Source organism: Streptomyces griseus subsp. griseus (genome assembly GCF_003610995.1).
Taxonomy (GTDB): domain Bacteria; phylum Actinomycetota; class Actinomycetes; order Streptomycetales; family Streptomycetaceae; genus Streptomyces.
The window spans coordinates 4,181,998-4,198,608 of record NZ_CP032543.1; the positions used below are offsets into that span (position 1 = coordinate 4,181,998).

General features: G+C 72.3%; 14 protein-coding genes and 1 pseudogene. 7 read left to right on the forward strand and 8 right to left on the reverse strand.

What is annotated here, in order from left to right:
• Positions 1 to 20 precede the first annotated feature (20 nt).
• Positions 21 to 671: a response regulator gene (locus tag D6270_RS18815; RefSeq protein WP_109164386.1), complete on the reverse strand. Its 651-nt coding sequence runs from the start codon at positions 669 to 671 to the stop codon at positions 21 to 23.
• Entirely contained in the window at positions 668 to 1,960 is a 1,293-nt protein-coding gene (locus tag D6270_RS18820; protein WP_109164385.1) for a sensor histidine kinase, read from the reverse strand. Before D6270_RS18820 ends, D6270_RS18815 begins: the two co-directional genes overlap by 4 nt.
• Before the next feature lie 250 nt (positions 1,961 to 2,210).
• Here D6270_RS18820 and D6270_RS18825 point away from each other — a divergent pair, with 250 nt between their 5' ends.
• The 4 genes from D6270_RS18825 (at position 2,211) to D6270_RS18840 (ending at position 6,191) form a co-directional block, all read left to right on the forward strand.
• On the forward strand, positions 2,211 to 2,768 hold the full coding sequence (locus D6270_RS18825; protein ID WP_109164384.1) for a GlcG/HbpS family heme-binding protein: 558 nt from the start codon (positions 2,211 to 2,213) through the stop codon (positions 2,766 to 2,768).
• A 36-nt stretch (positions 2,769 to 2,804) separates the two neighbouring features.
• The gene (locus D6270_RS18830) at positions 2,805 to 3,401 is read left to right on the forward strand and encodes an ankyrin repeat domain-containing protein (RefSeq protein ID WP_109164383.1); all 597 of its coding nucleotides are present in this window, start codon (positions 2,805 to 2,807) and stop codon (positions 3,399 to 3,401) included.
• On the forward strand, positions 3,398 to 4,693 hold the full coding sequence (locus tag D6270_RS18835) for a YncE family protein (protein ID WP_382773518.1): 1,296 nt from the start codon (positions 3,398 to 3,400) through the stop codon (positions 4,691 to 4,693). The genes D6270_RS18830 and D6270_RS18835 overlap by 4 nt, the downstream gene beginning before the upstream one ends.
• Before the next feature lie 91 nt (positions 4,694 to 4,784).
• On the forward strand, positions 4,785 to 6,191 hold the full coding sequence (locus tag D6270_RS18840) for a M1 family metallopeptidase (RefSeq protein WP_109164382.1): 1,407 nt from the start codon (positions 4,785 to 4,787) through the stop codon (positions 6,189 to 6,191).
• 29 nt (positions 6,192 to 6,220) lie between these two features.
• Here the strand turns inward: D6270_RS18840 and D6270_RS18845 are convergent, their stop codons facing one another.
• Together D6270_RS18845 and D6270_RS18850 are read right to left on the reverse strand one after the other, a co-directional pair.
• A complete protein-coding gene (locus D6270_RS18845) occupies positions 6,221 to 7,843 on the reverse strand; it encodes a M4 family metallopeptidase (protein ID WP_109164381.1) in 1,623 nt (540 codons plus the stop codon).
• Between the two features lie 326 nt (positions 7,844 to 8,169).
• Positions 8,170 to 8,745: a TerD family protein gene (locus D6270_RS18850; protein WP_109164380.1), complete on the reverse strand. Its 576-nt coding sequence runs from the start codon at positions 8,743 to 8,745 to the stop codon at positions 8,170 to 8,172.
• 193 nt (positions 8,746 to 8,938) lie between these two features.
• Here D6270_RS18850 and arfB point away from each other — a divergent pair, with 193 nt between their 5' ends.
• Positions 8,939 to 9,373 carry an alternative ribosome rescue aminoacyl-tRNA hydrolase ArfB gene (gene arfB / locus D6270_RS18855; RefSeq protein WP_109164379.1) on the forward strand — a complete coding sequence of 145 codons (435 nt, stop codon included), beginning with the start codon at positions 8,939 to 8,941 and terminating at the stop codon, positions 9,371 to 9,373.
• A gap of 19 nt (positions 9,374 to 9,392) precedes the next feature.
• On the opposite strand, the gene D6270_RS18860 is transcribed toward arfB, so the two are convergent.
• Positions 9,393 to 9,899, reverse strand: coding sequence for a flavin reductase family protein (locus tag D6270_RS18860; RefSeq protein WP_109164378.1), 507 nt, complete (start codon positions 9,897 to 9,899; stop codon positions 9,393 to 9,395).
• A 415-nt stretch (positions 9,900 to 10,314) separates the two neighbouring features.
• Here D6270_RS18860 and cdgB point away from each other — a divergent pair, with 415 nt between their 5' ends.
• Both cdgB and D6270_RS18870 read left to right on the forward strand, forming a co-directional pair.
• A complete protein-coding gene (gene cdgB, locus D6270_RS18865; RefSeq protein ID WP_109164377.1) occupies positions 10,315 to 11,970 on the forward strand; it encodes a diguanylate cyclase CdgB in 1,656 nt (551 codons plus the stop codon).
• Positions 11,971 to 12,113: 143 nt separating this feature from the next.
• Positions 12,114 to 13,112, forward strand: a complete 999-nt coding sequence (locus tag D6270_RS18870) for a CBM35 domain-containing protein (protein WP_109164376.1) — start codon at positions 12,114 to 12,116, stop codon at positions 13,110 to 13,112.
• A gap of 73 nt (positions 13,113 to 13,185) precedes the next feature.
• Here the strand turns inward: D6270_RS18870 and D6270_RS18875 are convergent, their stop codons facing one another.
• From D6270_RS18875 to D6270_RS18885, 3 genes and pseudogenes are all read right to left on the reverse strand, one after another.
• Positions 13,186 to 14,112 (reverse strand): 1-phosphofructokinase family hexose kinase, encoded by a 927-nt coding sequence (locus tag D6270_RS18875; protein WP_109164375.1) that lies wholly within the window; start codon positions 14,110 to 14,112, stop codon positions 13,186 to 13,188.
• A gap of 146 nt (positions 14,113 to 14,258) precedes the next feature.
• Positions 14,259 to 15,415 (reverse strand): annotated as a pseudogene (nagA, locus tag D6270_RS18880) (N-acetylglucosamine-6-phosphate deacetylase).
• On the reverse strand, positions 15,415 to 16,347 hold the full coding sequence (locus D6270_RS18885) for an ROK family protein (protein WP_109164373.1): 933 nt from the start codon (positions 16,345 to 16,347) through the stop codon (positions 15,415 to 15,417). Before D6270_RS18885 ends, nagA begins: the two are co-directional and overlap by 1 nt.
• Positions 16,348 to 16,611 lie beyond the last annotated feature (264 nt).

The window sequence follows — 16,611 nt, forward strand, 5'->3', positions numbered from 1 at the left end:
AGAGGTCCGGCCCGGGCCGGTCACGGCAGCAGGCGCTGCTCCTTCGCCACCGCCACCGCGCCCGCGCGGGTGTCGACGCCGAGTTTGTCGTAGATCCGGCCCAGGTGCGTCTTGACCGTGGCCTCGCTGATGAACAGGGCGCGGGCGATGTCGCGGTTGCCGAGGCCCTGGGAGAGCTGGGCCAGGATGTCGCGTTCGCGGTCGGTGAGGGTGGGGCGGGGGCTGCGCATCCGGGCCATGACCCGGCTGGCCACGGGGGCCGAGAGGGTGGTGCGGCCCTGGGCGGCCGAGCGGATGGCGGCGAAGAGTTCCTCGGGGCGTTCCGCCTTCAGCAGGTAGCCGGTGGCGCCCGCCTCGATGGCCCGGGTGATGTCGGCGTCGGTGTCGTACGTGGTCAGCACCAGGACGTGGACCGTGCCGTCGGCGGCGATGCGGCGGGTCGCCTCGACGCCGTCGATGCCCTCGCCGAGCTGGAGGTCCATCAGGACGACGTCCGGGGTGAGGCGGGCGGCGAGCACCACCGCCTCCTCGCCGCTGCCCGCCTCGCCGACGACCTCGATGTCAGGTTCGCTGCCGAGGAGGGCCAGCAGGCCGGCGCGGACGACCACGTGGTCGTCGCAGAGCAGGATGCGTACGGGGGCGGGGGGCGTCTGCGGGCCTTGGCCGGTCATGTGGGGTTCTCCATGGTGGTGAGCGGGACCTCGGCCGAGAGCACCGTGCCCTCGCCCGGCGCCGACTCGATCGTCAGCGTGCCGCCGAGCTGGTGCACGCGGGCCCGGATCGCGGGGAGCCCGTGGCCGCGTACGCCGGGTACGTCGCGTCCGCCGTCCGCCGCCGGGCGGGAGCCGCGTACGTCGAGAGGCTCCACGGTGAAGCCGCGGCCGTTGTCGCCGATGTCCAGGACCACCCGGTCGTCCAGGTGGGTCAGGGTCAGCCCGGCGGCGGTGGCACCCGCGTGCTCCCGCACGTTGGCGAGCGCTCCTTGGGCGATCCGTAGCAGCGCGGACTGCACCCGGTCCGGCAGCGGGGTGTGCGGGGTGCCCTCCACATGGCAGCGCACGGTGAGCGTCCCCTGCGCCTGGGCGCTCTCGCGGGCCGCCAGTGCGTGCAGGGCCGCCTCCAGGCCGCCGCCCTCCGCCAGATCGGCCGGGGCCAGGTCGTGGACGAAGCGGCGGGCCTCGGCGAGGTTGCGTTCCGCGATGCCGGTGGCCGTACGGACGTGGCGGCGGGCGGCTTCCGGGTCGGCGGACCAGGTGCGGTCGGCGGCCTGGAGCAGCATCTGCTGGCTGGACAGGCCCTGCGCCAGCGTGTCGTGGATCTCCATGGAGAGCCGCTGGCGCTCGGCGAGGGTCCCCTCGCGCCGCTCGGTGGCGGCCAGTTCGCGCCGGGTGCGCAGCAGGTCGTCGATCAGCTCGCGCTGGCGGGCCGCCAGTTCCCGTTGGCGTACGGCCTGCCGTTGCATATGGACGAACACGGCGGTGGCGACGGCCGCCACGGCGGGCGGGGCCAGCACCAGGTTCGGGTCGAACCCCGTGGCCAGGCGCAGTTGCGCGGCCACCACGAACGCGGTCAGCAGGGCCACCAGCGCAAGTGCCGCGCGTGGTGGCAGGATGCGCAGCCCGGTGTAGAACAACGGCACCGCACACCAAGCGAAGCTCGGCGCCAGCACGACCAGCACCATCCAGACGGCGACGAGCACCCCGAGCCAGGCCACCCGGCGCGGGGTGGGGCGCGAGCCGAGGACGGGGCCCAGCAGATACAGCACCGCCAGCGTGATCGACAGCGCGATGATCCACGGCGTACGGGCCTCGCCCGGGTGCCGCATCAGGAACCGGGTCAGCGAGGCGCCGAGCAGCAGGAAGAACGCGGCGTGCATGAGGAGCGCGAGCCAGCGCGCGTCGGGGTCGGGGCCGGCGGGCCCGTCTCCTTCCGCGGTCCGTGCACCGGTCCGGTGCTCCACCCTGTACCTCACGCTCCCTCGTTGACCTGCGCGGATCCCTCCATGGTGGCCCGGTCCGGCCACCCCCGCATCAACCGATCGGCCGACAGGGGCGTCAGCCGTCCCGCGCCCCCGTTGCAGCCGGTACGTCGACCGTACGGGGCCGGGTCCGCCGGGAGGATCGATGGCAGAGAGCGAAACGCCCGGACCACGAACGGGCCCCGGGCCCGAAGTCGTCGGGCCCGCCCCCGGAAACCACCAAGGAGCCACCATGAAGAAGCTGTCGCTGCGTGCCCGCGTCCTCACCGGTACCGTCGCCGTCGCCGCCCTCGGGGCCGGGACCTTCGGCGCCGTTTCCGCGAGCGCCTCCGCCCCGGCTGCCGCCCCCGCCGCAGCCGTCAAGGCCGACACGAACAACCGCAACCTCCAGCAGAGCACCCACCTCACCGTGGCCGCCGCCACCAAGGCCGCGCAGGCCACGCTGGACGCCGCGAAGAAGGAGAACCAGCGCGTCTCGGTCGCCGTCGTCGACCGCAACGGCAACACCATCGTGACCCTCCGCGGCGACGGCGCCGGCCCGCAGTCCCCCGAGTCCGCCGTGCAGAAGGCGTTCACCGCCGTCTCCTGGAACGCCCCCACCTCCGAGCTGGCCAAGCGCCTGGAGCAGGCACCGAACCTGAAGGACATCCCTGGCACCCTGTTCCTCGCGGGCGGCGCCCCGGTACAGGTCAAGGGCGCCCCGGTGGCGGGCATCGGCGTGGCGGGCGCGCCCAGCGGCGACCTCGACGAGAAGTTCGCCAAGGCGGGCGTCGCGGCACTCGCCCGGTAGCCACGCCCGTACGCACGGAACAGAACGGAGAGGCCCATGAACGCCCTCGATCACGACCTGCTCACCGCCGCACGCACCGGCGACACCGATGGTGTGCGCACCGCGATCGAGGGCGGCGCGCGCGTCGACGTCCGCGACGAGGAGTTGCGCACCCCGCTCCTCCTCGCCGCGCTCGGCGACCATGTGGAGGCGGCACGGCTGCTCGTGGCCGCCGGGGCGGACCCGGATGCGCAGGACCGGCGCGAGGACAGCCCCTGGCTGGTCACCGGGGTCACCGGCAGCGTCGCGATGGTGCATGTGCTGCTGCCGGCCGGGCCCGACCTGACCCTGCGCAACCGGTTCGGCGGTATCTCCCTCATCCCCGCGAGCGAGCGCGGCCATGTCGCGTACGTACGGGAGGTGCTGCGCCTCACCGACATGGACGTCGACCACGTCAACCGGCTCGGCTGGACCGCCCTGCTGGAGGCGGTGATCCTCGGCGACGGCGGCCGGGCGCACCAAGAGGTCGTGGAGCTGCTGCTCGCGGCCGGTGCGCGGCGGGACCTGCCCGACGGGGACGGGGTCACGGCCCTCGCCCACGCCGAGCGGCGCGGCTTCACCGAGCTCGCCGCGCTGTTGCGGGCCACGGAGTGACCGGCGTACGCGGCCCGGGCGCCGCCTCCGCCACCCCCGCTCGTGCGGCCCGCGCCTCCCGCGCGCGCCGGTTCACGCTGGCGCTCACCGCGACCGCCGCCGTCCTTGCCGGGTGCGCGTCCGGTACGACGGAGACCGCCCCGGACCCGGCCGGAACGGTCCCGTCCACCGCCCCCGACTCGGCCGGAACGACCCCGTCCACCGCCCCCGACGCAACGGGAACCACCGCACCCACCACGCCCGAAACCCCCCGAGGCACCCTCCTCGTAGCCGACTTCGGCGGCGACACCGTGACCTTCGTGGACCCCGGGCGCGAGGGATCGGGCGAGGGCGGGCGGCCCATCGCCTCGGTCGAGGTCGGCACCGCCCCCTACGGGCTCGTCGTCGGCGAGGACGGCCGCGCCTGGGTCGCCACCGCCGAAGGCGTCGCCGTGGTGGACACACAGCGACGGACCCGGCTCGCGCTGATCCCGTACGAGACGGAGACCCGGCCCGTCACCACCGGCGAGTACCGAGGCGGGGGCATGGGCATCGCCCTGGCCCCCGACGGCCGGCACGTCTACGTCGGGGTCAACGTGCCCGGCGGCAACGGCACGGTGGAGGTCATCGACACCGCGACCCGCGAGGTCACCGGGGTCGCTCCGGTCGGCCGCCGCCCCTTCGACGTGGACGTTTCGCCGGACGGCCGCGAGGCCTACGCCACCGGCCACGACTCCTTCGACGTGACGGCGGTGGACACGGGCACCCTGCGGACCCGGCGCATGGAGGTCGCCCCCTACGGCACCGAGGGCGGGCTCGGCTCCTGGCTGAAGCCGCACTACGCCGTCGTACGCCCCCAGGACGGCAAGCTGCTCCTGCCCTTCGAGGGGGAGCGGCTCGCGGTCCTCGACCCGCGTACGGGGAAGGTGGAGACCGAGCCGATGACGGCCGACACCCACCAGCACGGTGCGGCCCTGGCCCCCGACGGCACCCTCCTAGTCGTCGGCACCGGACCGATCGGCGCGGACGACGAGGACCCCTCGCTCACCGTCCGCACCCCCGACGGCAAGGAGCGGGTCGTCCCGCTGGACGGGCCGCACGAGGACGTGGCGGTGTCGCCGGACGGCCGGACGGCGTACGTCACCGGCGGGTTCACCCGCGACGGGTACTGGAACGGGATCACCGTCGTCGACCTGGAGGACGGCAAGAACGCCGGGAAGGGCAAGAACGCCGAGAACGGCCGGAACAGCGAGAAGAACAAGCCGATCCGGCTGGAAGCAGGCAACCGACCCCTCGGCATCGCCATCCTCTGAGTCGGGAGCCGTCCGTCCGTCCCCCGGGGCGGGCGGCTCCTTCCCGGGCGGCTCCACCACGGGCACCGCACCCGACGCCTACGATCGTCCGGTGAACCACCGCCTCCCGGCCCTCCGCCGCCGCGCCGCCTCCCTCCTCCTCGCCCTGGCCCTCCTCGGCGCGGGCTGCTCCGGCGGCGTCACGGGCACCCCGGGAGCGGCCGGACTCCGCGACCCGTACTTCCCGGGGCTCGGCAACGGCGGCTACGACGTCACCCACTACGGCCTGGAACTGGACGTCGACCCGGCCGCGAACCGGCTGCGCGGTACGGCCACGATCACCGCGCGCGCCACCCAGGACCTGAGCGCCTTCCACCTCGACCTGGCCGGACTCGACGTCGAGGGCGCCACGGTGGAGGGGCGCCGGGCGGCCGTGAACCGGGCGGGCAAGGAGCTGACGATCCGTCCGGGCGCCGCCGTGGAGGACCGGCTGCGCAAGGGGCGCACGTTCACCACCGTCGTGCGCTACTCCGGCTCCCCGCAGGCCCTCAAGGACGCGGACGGCGGGGAGGAGGGCTGGCTGCGGACGGCGGACGGGGCGGTCGCCCTCGGCGAGCCGGCCGGTTCCATGGCCTGGTTCCCCGGCAACCACCACCCGAGCGACAAGGCCGCGTACGACATCGAGGTCACCGTCCCCGACCCGCTGACGGCCGTCTCCAACGGGGAGCTGGTCTCCCGCCGTACGGAGAACGGCCGTACCTCTTACCACTGGCGCACCACCGAACCCATGGCGAGCTATCTGGCCACCGTCGCCGTCGGCCGGTTCACCACCCAGCAGTCGCGCACACCCGACGGAATCCGGCTGTTCACCGCCGTGGACCCGGAGTCGGCTGCCGCGAGCAAGGACGTGCTGGACGAGATCCCGGCCGTACTGGCGTGGTCGGCGGAGAAGTTCGGCCCGTACCCGTTCACCTCCGCCGGGGCGATCGTGGAGCGCGAGGGCGACTCGGCGTACGCGTTGGAGACCCAGAACCGGCCCGTCTTCCCCGGCCCGCCCGACACCGCGCTCCTCGTCCATGAGCTGGCCCACCAGTGGTTCGGGAACTCCGTCACCCCCGCGACCTGGCGCGACCTCTGGCTCAACGAGGGGTTCGCCACGTACGCGGAGTGGCTCTGGGCCGCCGACCACGACGGCGTACCGGTCCGGGAGAGCTTCGAGGAGGCGTACGCGGACGACGCCAACTGGGCCTTCCCACCCGCCGATCCGCCGGGCGCGGCCGATCTGTTCGAACCGCCGGTGTACGCGCGGGGCGCGATGGTCGTCCACCGCATCCGGCTCGCGATCGACGACGACGCGGCGTTCTTCGCCCTGGTCAAGGGATGGACGAAGGCGCACCGCCACGGGAACGCCTCGACCGCCGACTTCACCGCGTACGTCGGGAAGGAGACGGGCCGGGACCTCACCGCGCTCTGGGACACCTGGCTGTACGGCGAAAGCCGGCCGCCCGAGGAGGGCTGACCGGCTTTCCCCTTGCACAGCCGCGGGTGCTACTTGACGTTGACCCCGGTCCAGGTGGCCGAGACCGCCTTCAGCTCCTCGCTGTCCGCGCCGAACAGGTCGGTCGCCGCCTTCTCGGTCGCGACGCGCGCGCCCGCGTAGTCGGTGGTGGAGGTCATGTAGACGGAGAGCGCCTTGTACCAGATCTGGTACGCCTTCTCCCGGCCGATCCCCGTCAGCGTGGAGCCGTCGGAGGTCGGGGAGTCGTAGTCGACGCCGTTGATCGTCTTCTTCCCGCTGCCCTCGGCGAGCAGGTAGAAGAAGTGGTTGGCGACGCCGGAGGAGTAGTGGACGTCCAGGTTGCCGAGGTTCTCGTCCCAGTAGTCGGCCGAGCTGCCGTCCTTGCTGGGCTGGTCCATGTAGCGCAGCGGGGTGCCGTCGCCGTTGATGTCGATCTTCTCGCCGATGAGGTAGTCACCGGCGTCCGACGCGTTGTCGGCGAAGAACTCCACCGAGGCGCCGAGGATGTCGCTGGTCGCCTCGTTGAGACCGCCGGACTCACCCGCGTAGTCCAGGTTCGCGGTGGCGGAGGTGAGGCCGTGGGTCATCTCGTGGCCCGCGACGTCGATGGCGGTGAGCGCGTTCTTGTTGCCCTCGCCGTCGCCGTAGGTCATGCAGAAGCAGCTGTCGTCCCAGAAGGCGTTGACGTACGCGTTGCCGTAGTGGACGCGGGAGTAGGCGGCCTTGCCGTCGCCCGCGATGCCGTCCCGGCCGAGCGCGGTCTTGTAGAAGTCCCAGGTCTTCGCGGCGCCGTAGTGGGCGTCGACGGCGGCGGTCTGCCGGTCGTCGCCCGTGCCGTCGCCCCAGGTGTCGTCGTCGTCCGTGACGAGTTCGCCGGTGCCGGAGGAGCCCTGGTTCAGGTCGTACGTCTTGTGGCCGCCGCGGTCGCCGTCGGTCAGCTCGAAGCCGGAGCCGGTCTTCGTGGTGGTGAGTTCGACCTCGCCGCTGTACTGGCTGTTGCCGGTGCCGGTCTCGATCGCCTCGTAGCTGTGCAGCTTCTTGCCGGTCGTGGCGTCGGTGATGGTGTGGACGCGGCTGGGCGTGCCGTCCTTCTGCACACCGGTCCTGACGGTCTCGAAGGCGAGGACGGGGTTCCCTTCGCCGCCCGCCCAGATCACCTTGCGGGCGTCGGCCGCCACGCTCTTCAGCTTCGGCGTGGTCGAGGCCACGGCTATCTTCGCGTCCGTCGCCTTGTCGACGCTCTTGAGCGTGCCGTCGGCGGCGGTGTGGGTGACGAGGTCGCCGCCGAGGACGGGCAGGCCGTCGTAGGTGCGCTCGTAGCGGGTGTGGACGGTGCCCTTGGCGTCGGTGATGACGTCGCGGACGATCAGCTTCTCGCTGCCGCCGAGCTTGAGGGCCTTCGCCGCCGAGGCGGTCCCGCTCTGCGCCGACGTGATGGCCTTGGCGCGCTGGGCCGAGGAGTTGACGCCGAGCGCGGCGGCCGTGGAGGGCGCGGCCGAGGGGCCGTCGCTCTCGCCGGGGGTGGCGACCGCGGAACCGGTCTGCACTCCGGCGACCACCATCGCGGCGACCGCCGCGAGTGCTGCGAGCCGACGGGTGGTGCGAGTGGTCCGCGCGGTGCGGGAGTTGTGGGGGGTGGTGTGGAGGTTCATGTGTGTTCTCCGTTGGTCGTCCTGTGGGGGGACTACGAGCGGAGAGCGTGCCACCGAATGAGCGAAATTGACGGTGTGCCGACAATTACCTCACAACTTTTTGACCAGTTCTTGTCCGACTGGGGTGCCCAGGTGTCCGGTATTCGGTGGGCTGGCGTGATTTCGCTGTGCCATACACGGTGCCGTACAGACGAGTTGACGTCACGTCACGGGTACGCCGGACTCGTGGGCCGCGCGCACACGGCGAACCCCCGGCCGCACGCGCGGGAGCCCCCGGCCGCACAGGCGGCCGGGGGCTCCCGGTGAAGAGGAGGGTGCGGCTCGGGTCAGAGGTTGACGCCGAAGTCGCGGGCGATGCCGCTGAGGCCGGAGGCGTAACCCTGGCCGACCGCGCGGAACTTCCACTCGGCACCGTTGCGGTAGAGCTCGCCGAAGACCATGGCGGTCTCGGTGGCGGCGTCCTCGCTCAGGTCGTAGCGGGCGATCTCGGCGCCGCCGGCCTGGTTGAGGATGCGGATGAACGCGTTGCGGACCTGGCCGAAGTTCTGGCTGCGGGTCTCGGCGTCGTAGATCGAGACCGGGAAGACGATCTTGTCGACCTCGGCCGGCAGGCCCGCCAGGTTGACGTTGATCTGCTCGTCGTCGCCCTCGCCCTCACCCGTGACGTTGTCACCGGTGTGCACGATGGTCTGGTCCGGCGTCGACTTGTTGTTGAAGAAGACGAAGTGGCCGTCGGAGACGACCTTGCCGGCCGCGTCGACCGCGATCGCCGAGGCGTCGAGGTCGAAGTCGGTGCCGGTGGTGGTGCGAACGTCCCAGCCGAGGCCGACCGTGACGGCGGTCAGGCCCGGGGCCTCCTTGGTGAGCGAGACGTTGCCGCCCTTGGACAGGCTTACAGCCATGGGAAGTCCCTTTCCTCATCGTGCGCGGGCGTTCGTGCCATCACGAAAGCTACCGTCACCCGTCATAACGCAGTCAGCAGACCATGAGGTTCCTTCTCTCTTTACTTTCTTTGCCGAACTTCCTCCTGAAGAGGCGCCGGAAACGGGGTCCCGGCGCAAAAGAAGGTGACGGACCGGGCGGGGAGCGGGGAACATGGGTGTCATGCCCGGGCCCTATGTCATCCGCGGCTCGGTCTCCCTCCCGGAGGCCGAGCTCATGTGGCGTTTCTCGCGCTCCTCCGGGCCCGGCGGCCAGCACGTCAACACCAGCGACTCCCAGGTGGAGCTGCGCTTCGACCTCGCGGCGACCGACGCGCTCCCCGAGGTGTGGAAGGCGCGGGCGCTGGAGCGGCTGGCGGGCAGGCTGGTGGGCGGGGTCGTCTCCGTACGGGCCTCCGAGCACCGCTCCCAGTGGCGCAACCGTGAGACGGCCGCCGTCCGGCTCGCCGCGCTCCTGGCCGAGGCCACGGCGCCGCCGCCCAAGCCGCGGATCAAGCGCAAGGTCCCGCGCGGGATCAACGAGCGCCGGCTGCGCGAGAAGAAGCAGCGCGGCGACACCAAGCGCGGCCGCTCCGGCCGGGACTGGTGATCGCGGGGTTCCCGCCCCCTCACCCCAGCTGCCGGTAGCGCCCCTTGAAGTACGTCAGCGGGTCGCCCTCCGGGCTCGGCAGCTCCGCCGTCAGCACCCGGCCGATCACCAGGGTGTGGTCACCGGCCACCACGCGCTGCTCCGTACGGCACTCCAGCGTGGCCAGCGCCCCGCCGATCAGCGGCGCGTGGCTCACCTCGCCCCGGGTGTACGCCAGGTCCTGGAAGAGCAGCCGGTCGCTGATCCGGCCCTTCATGGCGAACCGCCCCGCGATGTGCCGCTGGCTCGCCGCCAGGACGGAGACGGCCCACAGGGGCTGCTCGTCCAGCAGGTCGTCCATCCGGGAGCCGTTGCGCAGGCTCACCATCACCAGGGGCGGATCCAGGGAGACGGACATGAAGGCGGTCGCCGTCATCCCGACGCCCTCGCCGCGGCCCTCCTCGTCGAGGGGCGGTTCCTCGGCGGTGACCAGCACCACTCCGGCGGCCAGCCGCGCGAGTGCTGCGCGGAACGCGTCGTTGCTCACCCCCTCAGCATGGGGGATGGGTTCGGGGCGCGGGGTGGCGGGAGTCGTCTGCAGCACACAGGAAACGCTAACCGCGCGCACCGGCGGCGGCATCGGGCAAGGGGACGAGGCCGGTCCTAGGACCTGAGCCCGACGGGCCGTGCGCCGCCCGGGGCCGGGAACGCGCCCCCAGGTGTCCGGACCCCGGAGCATGGCCGAATGTCCACGGCCGGATTTGCGTCAGGGAAACGACGGAACATCCGAAGAGTCACCCCAACTCCTGAACCATCTGTTGTGACTTGAGTCACAGAGTCCATTTTCTGCTGACCCTGTGTACCGGGTGCACAGCTCACTGTGATTCAGTGGCCGTGACACTGCAACAAGTACGTCGATATGAAACCTGGAGTTGCTGTCGAGGTCTCGGGGAGTGCGAGCAATGGAGGCCGAGTCGGAGCCCTACGTCCGCCTTGCGACCATGCGGCAGCTGCACCAGGCCGTCGCTGATCTCAACACGGCGCGGAGTCTGGCGGACACGCTGCAGACCGTGGCGGACGGCATCGTCACCGGTCTCGGCTACGAGCTGGGCTGCGTCAACCTGGTCCGGCCGGACGGCGACCTCGTCATCGCCGCCTTCGCGGGCAACGCCGCCGCCGAGGCCCTGATCACCGGCCGCGTCGGCTCCCGCACCTCCTGGGAGCGCCGGCTCTCCATGGGCGAGTCCTGGGACCAGCTGCGCTTCATCCCGCACACCGAGGGCTGGGTCCTTCTCGACGACGACGTACCCCAGTGGCACACCGAGGGTCCCGAGCCCCGGTTCGAGGACGAGTGGCACCCGCTGGACCGGCTCTACGCGCCGATGTACGCCTCAGGGGGCGGACGGGACCTCCTGGGGGTCATATCCGTCGACCGGCCGCGCAACGGGCGCCGCCCCGGCGCATGGGGGCGCGAAGCGCTCCAGATGTACGCCTCCCAGGCCGCCATTGCGATCAGTAACGCTCGTCTTCGAGCAAACATGCAGCGCGCCCTGGTCAGGCTCGAACGGGAACAGCAGGCGCTGCGGGCCAGCGAGGAGTCCTTCCGCCAGGCCTTCGAGTACGCGCCCAGCGGCATGGCCATCGCCGAGATGGGCGGCGACCAGCACGGCCGGCTGCTGCGCACCAACGACGCGCTGTGCCGGCTGCTCGGCCGCCCCGCCTCCGTACTGCGCCGCTACTCCTTCGCCGACCTGGTCCACCCCGAGGACATCGGCACCCTGCTGCGCACCTCCGCCGAGGGCGGCCGGGCCGAGCTGCGGCTCGGGCGGCGGGACGGGACGTACCTCTGGGTCTCCCTGCGCAACTCGGTCGTCGCCGACACGGCGGACGGGCCGCGCTTCCTCCTCACCCACGTCGAGGACATAGAGGAGCGCAAGCGCCACGAGCTGAACCTGGCCCACCGCGCCTCGCACGACGCGCTGACCGGGCTCCCCAACAGCGCCGAGCTGAAGTCCCGCCTCAGCGCCCGGATCTGCGAGCGGCCGAACTCCCCGGCCACCACCGCGATCGAGGCGCTGGACGCGGCGTACGGGGACGTCGAGTCCTCCCTCACCCACGGTTACCAGGCCGACGGGTACGAGGGGGAGGCGGCGCCCGGCGGCGGGCTCTACGACCACCATGTGCATACGCTCGCCCCCGACGCGGAGCACGACGACGGGACCAAGGGGCTCGCGGTCCTCTTCTGCGACCTCGACGGCTTCAAGTCCATCAACGACCGCTTCGGCCACCACACGGGTGACGCGGTTCTCATAGAGGTCGCGCGGCGGCTGTCCACCTGTGTCCGGGATGGCGACACGGTCGCGCGGCTCGGAGGTGACGAATTCGTCGTTCTCGCGGACGGCCTCGGGGCGGCGGACGCCGCTGACCTGGCCGTACGTCTGCGAAATGCCATCATTCCGCCCATAAGGGTCGACGGTCGCGCCGTGCGGGTCGGGGCGAGTTTCGGCATTGGCTGGGCCGAGTGCGGGATGAGCGTGGAAGAGGTCCTGCGCTCCGCCGACCAGCGGATGTACGTCGAGAAGCGGTCCCGCTCGAAGGTTCACCGCCGGGCCGGCTGACGTTCATGAGCGCTTCCCTCCCCTACCCCGTACCCGTTCCGCCGGCTCCGTCCGGCCGGTGATCGCAATTCGGACTGTGCTCCGTTCGAGGTAGGCTCGGCCGGTCGGCGACGGCTGGCGACATGGTGAGGAGTGACCCAGGGATGACGGCCGGAAACAACGGCGCGAGCAAGCCCGAGGACGACGATCCGTTCGGCTATCTGTACGCGGACGGACAAGCGGCAGGCGCCCAGCCGCCCGGTCAGGGCGGCTACGGCTACCCGGGTCCGGCCGCGCAGCCGGGCGTGCCCAGGACCTCGTACAACCAGGTGCGGACGGTCGGTGAGCGCCAGTACGGGCAGCACCAGGTGCCGCCGCAGCAGGGTTACGGCTACCCGCCCCAGCAGGCTTACGGCCAGCAGACCCAGCAGCAGTACAACGCGCCGAACCCGCAGTACGCGGCCCCCGAGACCTACCCGGGCGGCGCGACCACCGCACAGCACGGCTCCGTGCCGGGCGGCGGCGGCTCCGGCGGCCGGGGCGGCCCGAACACCAAGGCGCTGCTGATCGCGGCGGTCGCCGTGGTCGCGGTCGTCCTCATCGGCATCGGCGCCGCGCTGCTCTCCGGTAGCGACGGCGACAAGGACGAGAAGAACAACGAGGCCGTGTCCTCGGAGGGCCCCGCCGACAAGGCGGAGGAGTCCGGCAAGCCGGAGAAGAAGCCCGAGGACAGCCCGAAGCCGGTCGAACTCCCGAAGCAGGACGCGGCGACGCTGACGCTGGGCGGGCCCGCCACGGTGGACAGCTCCGTCGAAGGGGCCCAGGGGGTGAACGGAACGTACGTCACCGGGTTCAACGAGGTCGGCTCCTCCGTGACCTGGCGGGCGGAGATGAAGAGCGAGGGGTCCTACCGCCTCTCCGTGCGCTACGCCGTCCCGGCCAAGGACGCCGACGCCACGCTGACGGTCAATGGCAAGAAGAACAGCCAGCCGATCGGCCTGAAGAACTTCATCAACTCCTCCGACCAGGCCTGGGAGAAGAACTGGCAGACCACCTGGGCGCCGGTCGACCTCAAGAAGGGCGAGAACGAGATCAAGATCTCGTGCGAGGACGGCAACCAGTGCGACGTGCTGCTGGACTGGCTGGAAGTCACCCAGAGCTGAGCCGTCGGCCTCGGAACTCCATGACGGCCCGCCGATCCTTCGGCGGGCCGTTTCCGCTGTCCCGCCCTGCTGATCAGGCCGCTTCGCCCGCCCGCTCCACCCTCACCCGAGGCAGCAGCTCCGCGTACGCCGCCGCGTCGAACTCCCCGGCCGCCGGGGCCAGCACCGTGGCCGTCGACAGGGCCACCGCCCGTGCCAGCCGCGCGGGCCAGTCCAGCCCCTCGGCCACGGCGGAGAGCAGGCCGGCCACGGCGGAGTCGCCCGCTCCGGTCGGGTTGCCGCGGACCGGGGCGGGCGGGGCGGCCCGCCAGGTGCCCTCCGGGGTGGCGGCGAGGATGCCCTCGGGGCCCAGGGAGGCGATCACCGCGTGGGCGCCGCGGCGGCGGGCGTCGCGGGCGGCGCGCAGGGGCTCGCGGGAACCGGTGAGCTGGGCCAGCTCGTCCGCGTTCGGCTTGACCAGGTCGGGGCGGGCGGCGATGCCCCGGCGCAGGGGTTCGCCACTGGTGTCCAGGAGCACGGGTACGGCGGCGGCACGGGCGATCCGGACCAGCTCCGCGTAGGCGCCGACGTGGATGCCGGGCGGCAGCGAACCGCAGAGGGCCACCGCGTCGGCGACCGCGACGAGCTCCTGGTACGTCCGCAGGAACGCGGCCCACTCGGCGGCGCTCACCTGCGGCCCGACCTCGTTGAGCTGGGTCGTGTCGCCGGTGGAGCGGTCGCTGATCGCGAGCGTGCGGCGGGTGTTCCCGGCGATGGGGACGAGGGCGTCCCGCGGCGGGAGCGGGGCGAGCAGGTCGCGCAGAACGCCCCCGGTGGCCCCGCCGACGAAGCCGGTGACCACGCTCTCGTGGCCCAGCGCGCCCAGCACCCGGGCCACGTTGAGCCCCTTGCCACCGGGGCGTTCGGTGACCTCGGCGACCCGGTGGCCGGTGTGCGGGACGAGCGCGTCGACGGTGTACGTCACGTCGAGTGCGGTGTTCAGGGTGACGGTCAGGATCACCTGGTCCGGCCACCTCCCTCGCTCTGTCGGTCCGCCGATCCGCGGCCCGTGGGTCCGGGCCTGTTGATCATGCCAAAGGGAGGGCGGCCGGGCCCAGCCCTCGGGTCCGACCGCCATCTCTTCGTTACGTGCGGGGGCGCGGGCCCTCAGGCCGTCTTCGGCTCGATGATCCACTCGCCCTTGCGCATCACGCCCGCCAGCACGAAGTCCTCGTCGAGGACCACCAGGTCCGCGTCCTTGCCCGGCTCCAGCGACCCGACCCGGTCGTCGACGCCCAGGAGGCGGGCGGGGTTGGCCGAGATGGACCGTACGACGTCCTCCACCGCGATCCGGTCGATGGTGACCGCCCGGCGGAACGCGGTGTCCAGGGTGAGCGTGGAGCCCGCGATGGAGCCGCCCTCCACCAGCCGCGCCACCCCGTCGGTGACCGAGACGGCGAGCGGGCCGAGCTGGTACTGGCCGTCGCCGAAGCCGGCCGCGTCCATCGCGTCGGTGATCAGCGCGACCCGGCCGGCGCCCTTGTGGCGGTAGGCCAGCTCCAGGGTCGCCGGGTGCAGATGGGTACCGTCGTTGATCAGCTCGACGGTGATCCGGTCGTCCTCCAGGAGGGCGGCGATCGGACCGGGCTCGCGGTGGGCCAGCGGGGGCATCGCGTTGAACAGGTGCGTGGCGACGGTGGCGCCCGCGTCGATCGCCTCGACGGTCTGCTCGTACGTCGCGTCGGTGTGGCCGATCGCGGCGATGACCCCGAGGCCGGCGAGCAGCCGTACGGAGTCGAGTCCGCCGGGCAGCTCGGTGGCCAGGGTCACCATCCGGGCGGCACCGCGCGCGGCGTCGACCAGCTTGCGGACCTCGGCCGGGTCCGGGTAGCGCAGCAGCTGCTCGCTGTGGGCGCCCTTGCGGCACGGCGAGATGAACGGGCCCTCGAAGTGGATCCCGGCCAGGTCGCCCTGTTCGACCAGCTCGGAGAGGATGCCGGCGCGGCGGGCGAGGAAGTCCATCTCGCCGGTGACCGTGGAGGCGACCAGGGTGGTGGTGCCGTGCTCGCGGTGCGTACGGATGCCGTGGAGGACCTCGTCCACGGTGCCGGAGGTGAAGGAGGCCCCGCCGCCGCCGTGGTTGTGCATGTCCACGAAGCCGGGGACCACCCAGTGGCCGGGCAGGTCGATGACCCGGGCGTCCTCGGGGCGGAGTCCGAGATCCGGGCGGACTCGACGGCTACCCGGCCGTCCTCCACGGTCCCGGTGGGCAGGACCACCCGGGCGCCCGCGAGGACCGTGCTGTCTGCTGCGCGTCCGGCCATCAGGCGGAAACCTCCGTGGAGAGTAGATCCCAGGCGAGCAGCCCCGCGCCCAGGCATCCGGCGGTGTCCCCGAGGGCCGCCGGGACGATGTGGGGCAGCTTCTGGAACGTGACGCGTTCCTCGACGGCCGCACGCAGTGGTGTGAACAAGGTTTCCCCGGCCTCGGCGAGACCGCCACCGATGATGAGCGTGCGCGGGTCCAGCAGGGTGAGCGCGGTGACGAGCCCGGCGGCCAGCGCGTCGACCGCGTCCCGCCAGACCGCGACGGCCGCCGGGTCGCCCGACTCGACGGCCTTGGCGCAGTCGGCGGCATCCGCCTCGGGGTCCCCGGAGGCGGCGGCCCAGGCCCGGCTCACCGCGGCGGCGGAGGCGAGCGTCTCCAGGCAGCCGCGCTGGCCGCAGCCGCAGTCGGGACCGTCGGGGCGGACCACGATGTGGCCGATCTCGCCCGCGTACCCGTGCGCGCCCGCCTCGATCTCGCCCGCGATCCCGATGGCCCCGGCGATCCCGGTGCCCAGCGGCACGAACAGGAACCGGTCGGCGTCCCGTCCCGCCCCGATGCGGCCCTCGGCGAGCCCGCCGGTGCGTACGTCGTGGCCCAGGGCGACCGGGATACCGCCGAGGCGTTCGCCGAGCAGGGCGCGCAGCGGTACGTCGCGCCAGCCGAGGTTGGCGGCGTAGACCGCGATCCCCTTCTCGGCGTCGACGATGCCGGGCACGGCGACGCCCGCCGCGACGGCGGCCTCGCCGAAGTGCTCCTCGCCGTAGGCGCGCAGGTCCGCGGCGAACGCGAGGATCGTCTCGACGACCGCGTCGGCGCCGCGCTTCCGGCCGGTGGCCCGCCGCGCCTCATGGAGCAGCGTGCCGTCGGTCCCGACCAGCGCGGCCTTCATTCCGGTGCCGCCCACATCGAGGGCGATGACATGTCTCACGGGAGACAGTTTCGCCCGCCGACCCCTAAAAGGTCTAGTCCACTAGCGTGGTTTGTTGCGCACCCATACAAAATGATGAACGAGTGAAGGGTGACGGTTTCCTGCCGGAAAGCCATGAAATGGGCACCTGGGTCAGCGGTATGCCCGATCAATGGTCTGGACCAAGATACGCGTTCGGGGCCCCGACTGCCAGAGCGCGTAGGCCAGTTGTGGCCGCCGGGGTCCGCATACGTTGCCGAAGCGATACGCCGGTGGTGTAGACCT

Coding starts and splice junctions, on each gene's coding strand:
- D6270_RS18830 (WP_109164383.1), top strand. CDS start 2,805: ATGAACGCCCTCGATCACGACCTGCTCACCGCCGCACGCACCGGCGAC.
- D6270_RS18850 (WP_109164380.1), bottom strand. CDS start 8,745: ATGGCTGTAAGCCTGTCCAAGGGCGGCAACGTCTCGCTCACCAAGGAG.
- arfB (WP_109164379.1), top strand. CDS start 8,939: ATGGGTGTCATGCCCGGGCCCTATGTCATCCGCGGCTCGGTCTCCCTC.
- D6270_RS18825 (WP_109164384.1), top strand. CDS start 2,211: ATGAAGAAGCTGTCGCTGCGTGCCCGCGTCCTCACCGGTACCGTCGCC.
- D6270_RS18845 (WP_109164381.1), bottom strand. CDS start 7,843: ATGAACCTCCACACCACCCCCCACAACTCCCGCACCGCGCGGACCACT.
- cdgB (WP_109164377.1), top strand. CDS start 10,315: ATGGAGGCCGAGTCGGAGCCCTACGTCCGCCTTGCGACCATGCGGCAG.
- D6270_RS18870 (WP_109164376.1), top strand. CDS start 12,114: ATGACGGCCGGAAACAACGGCGCGAGCAAGCCCGAGGACGACGATCCG.
- D6270_RS18815 (WP_109164386.1), bottom strand. CDS start 671: ATGACCGGCCAAGGCCCGCAGACGCCCCCCGCCCCCGTACGCATCCTG.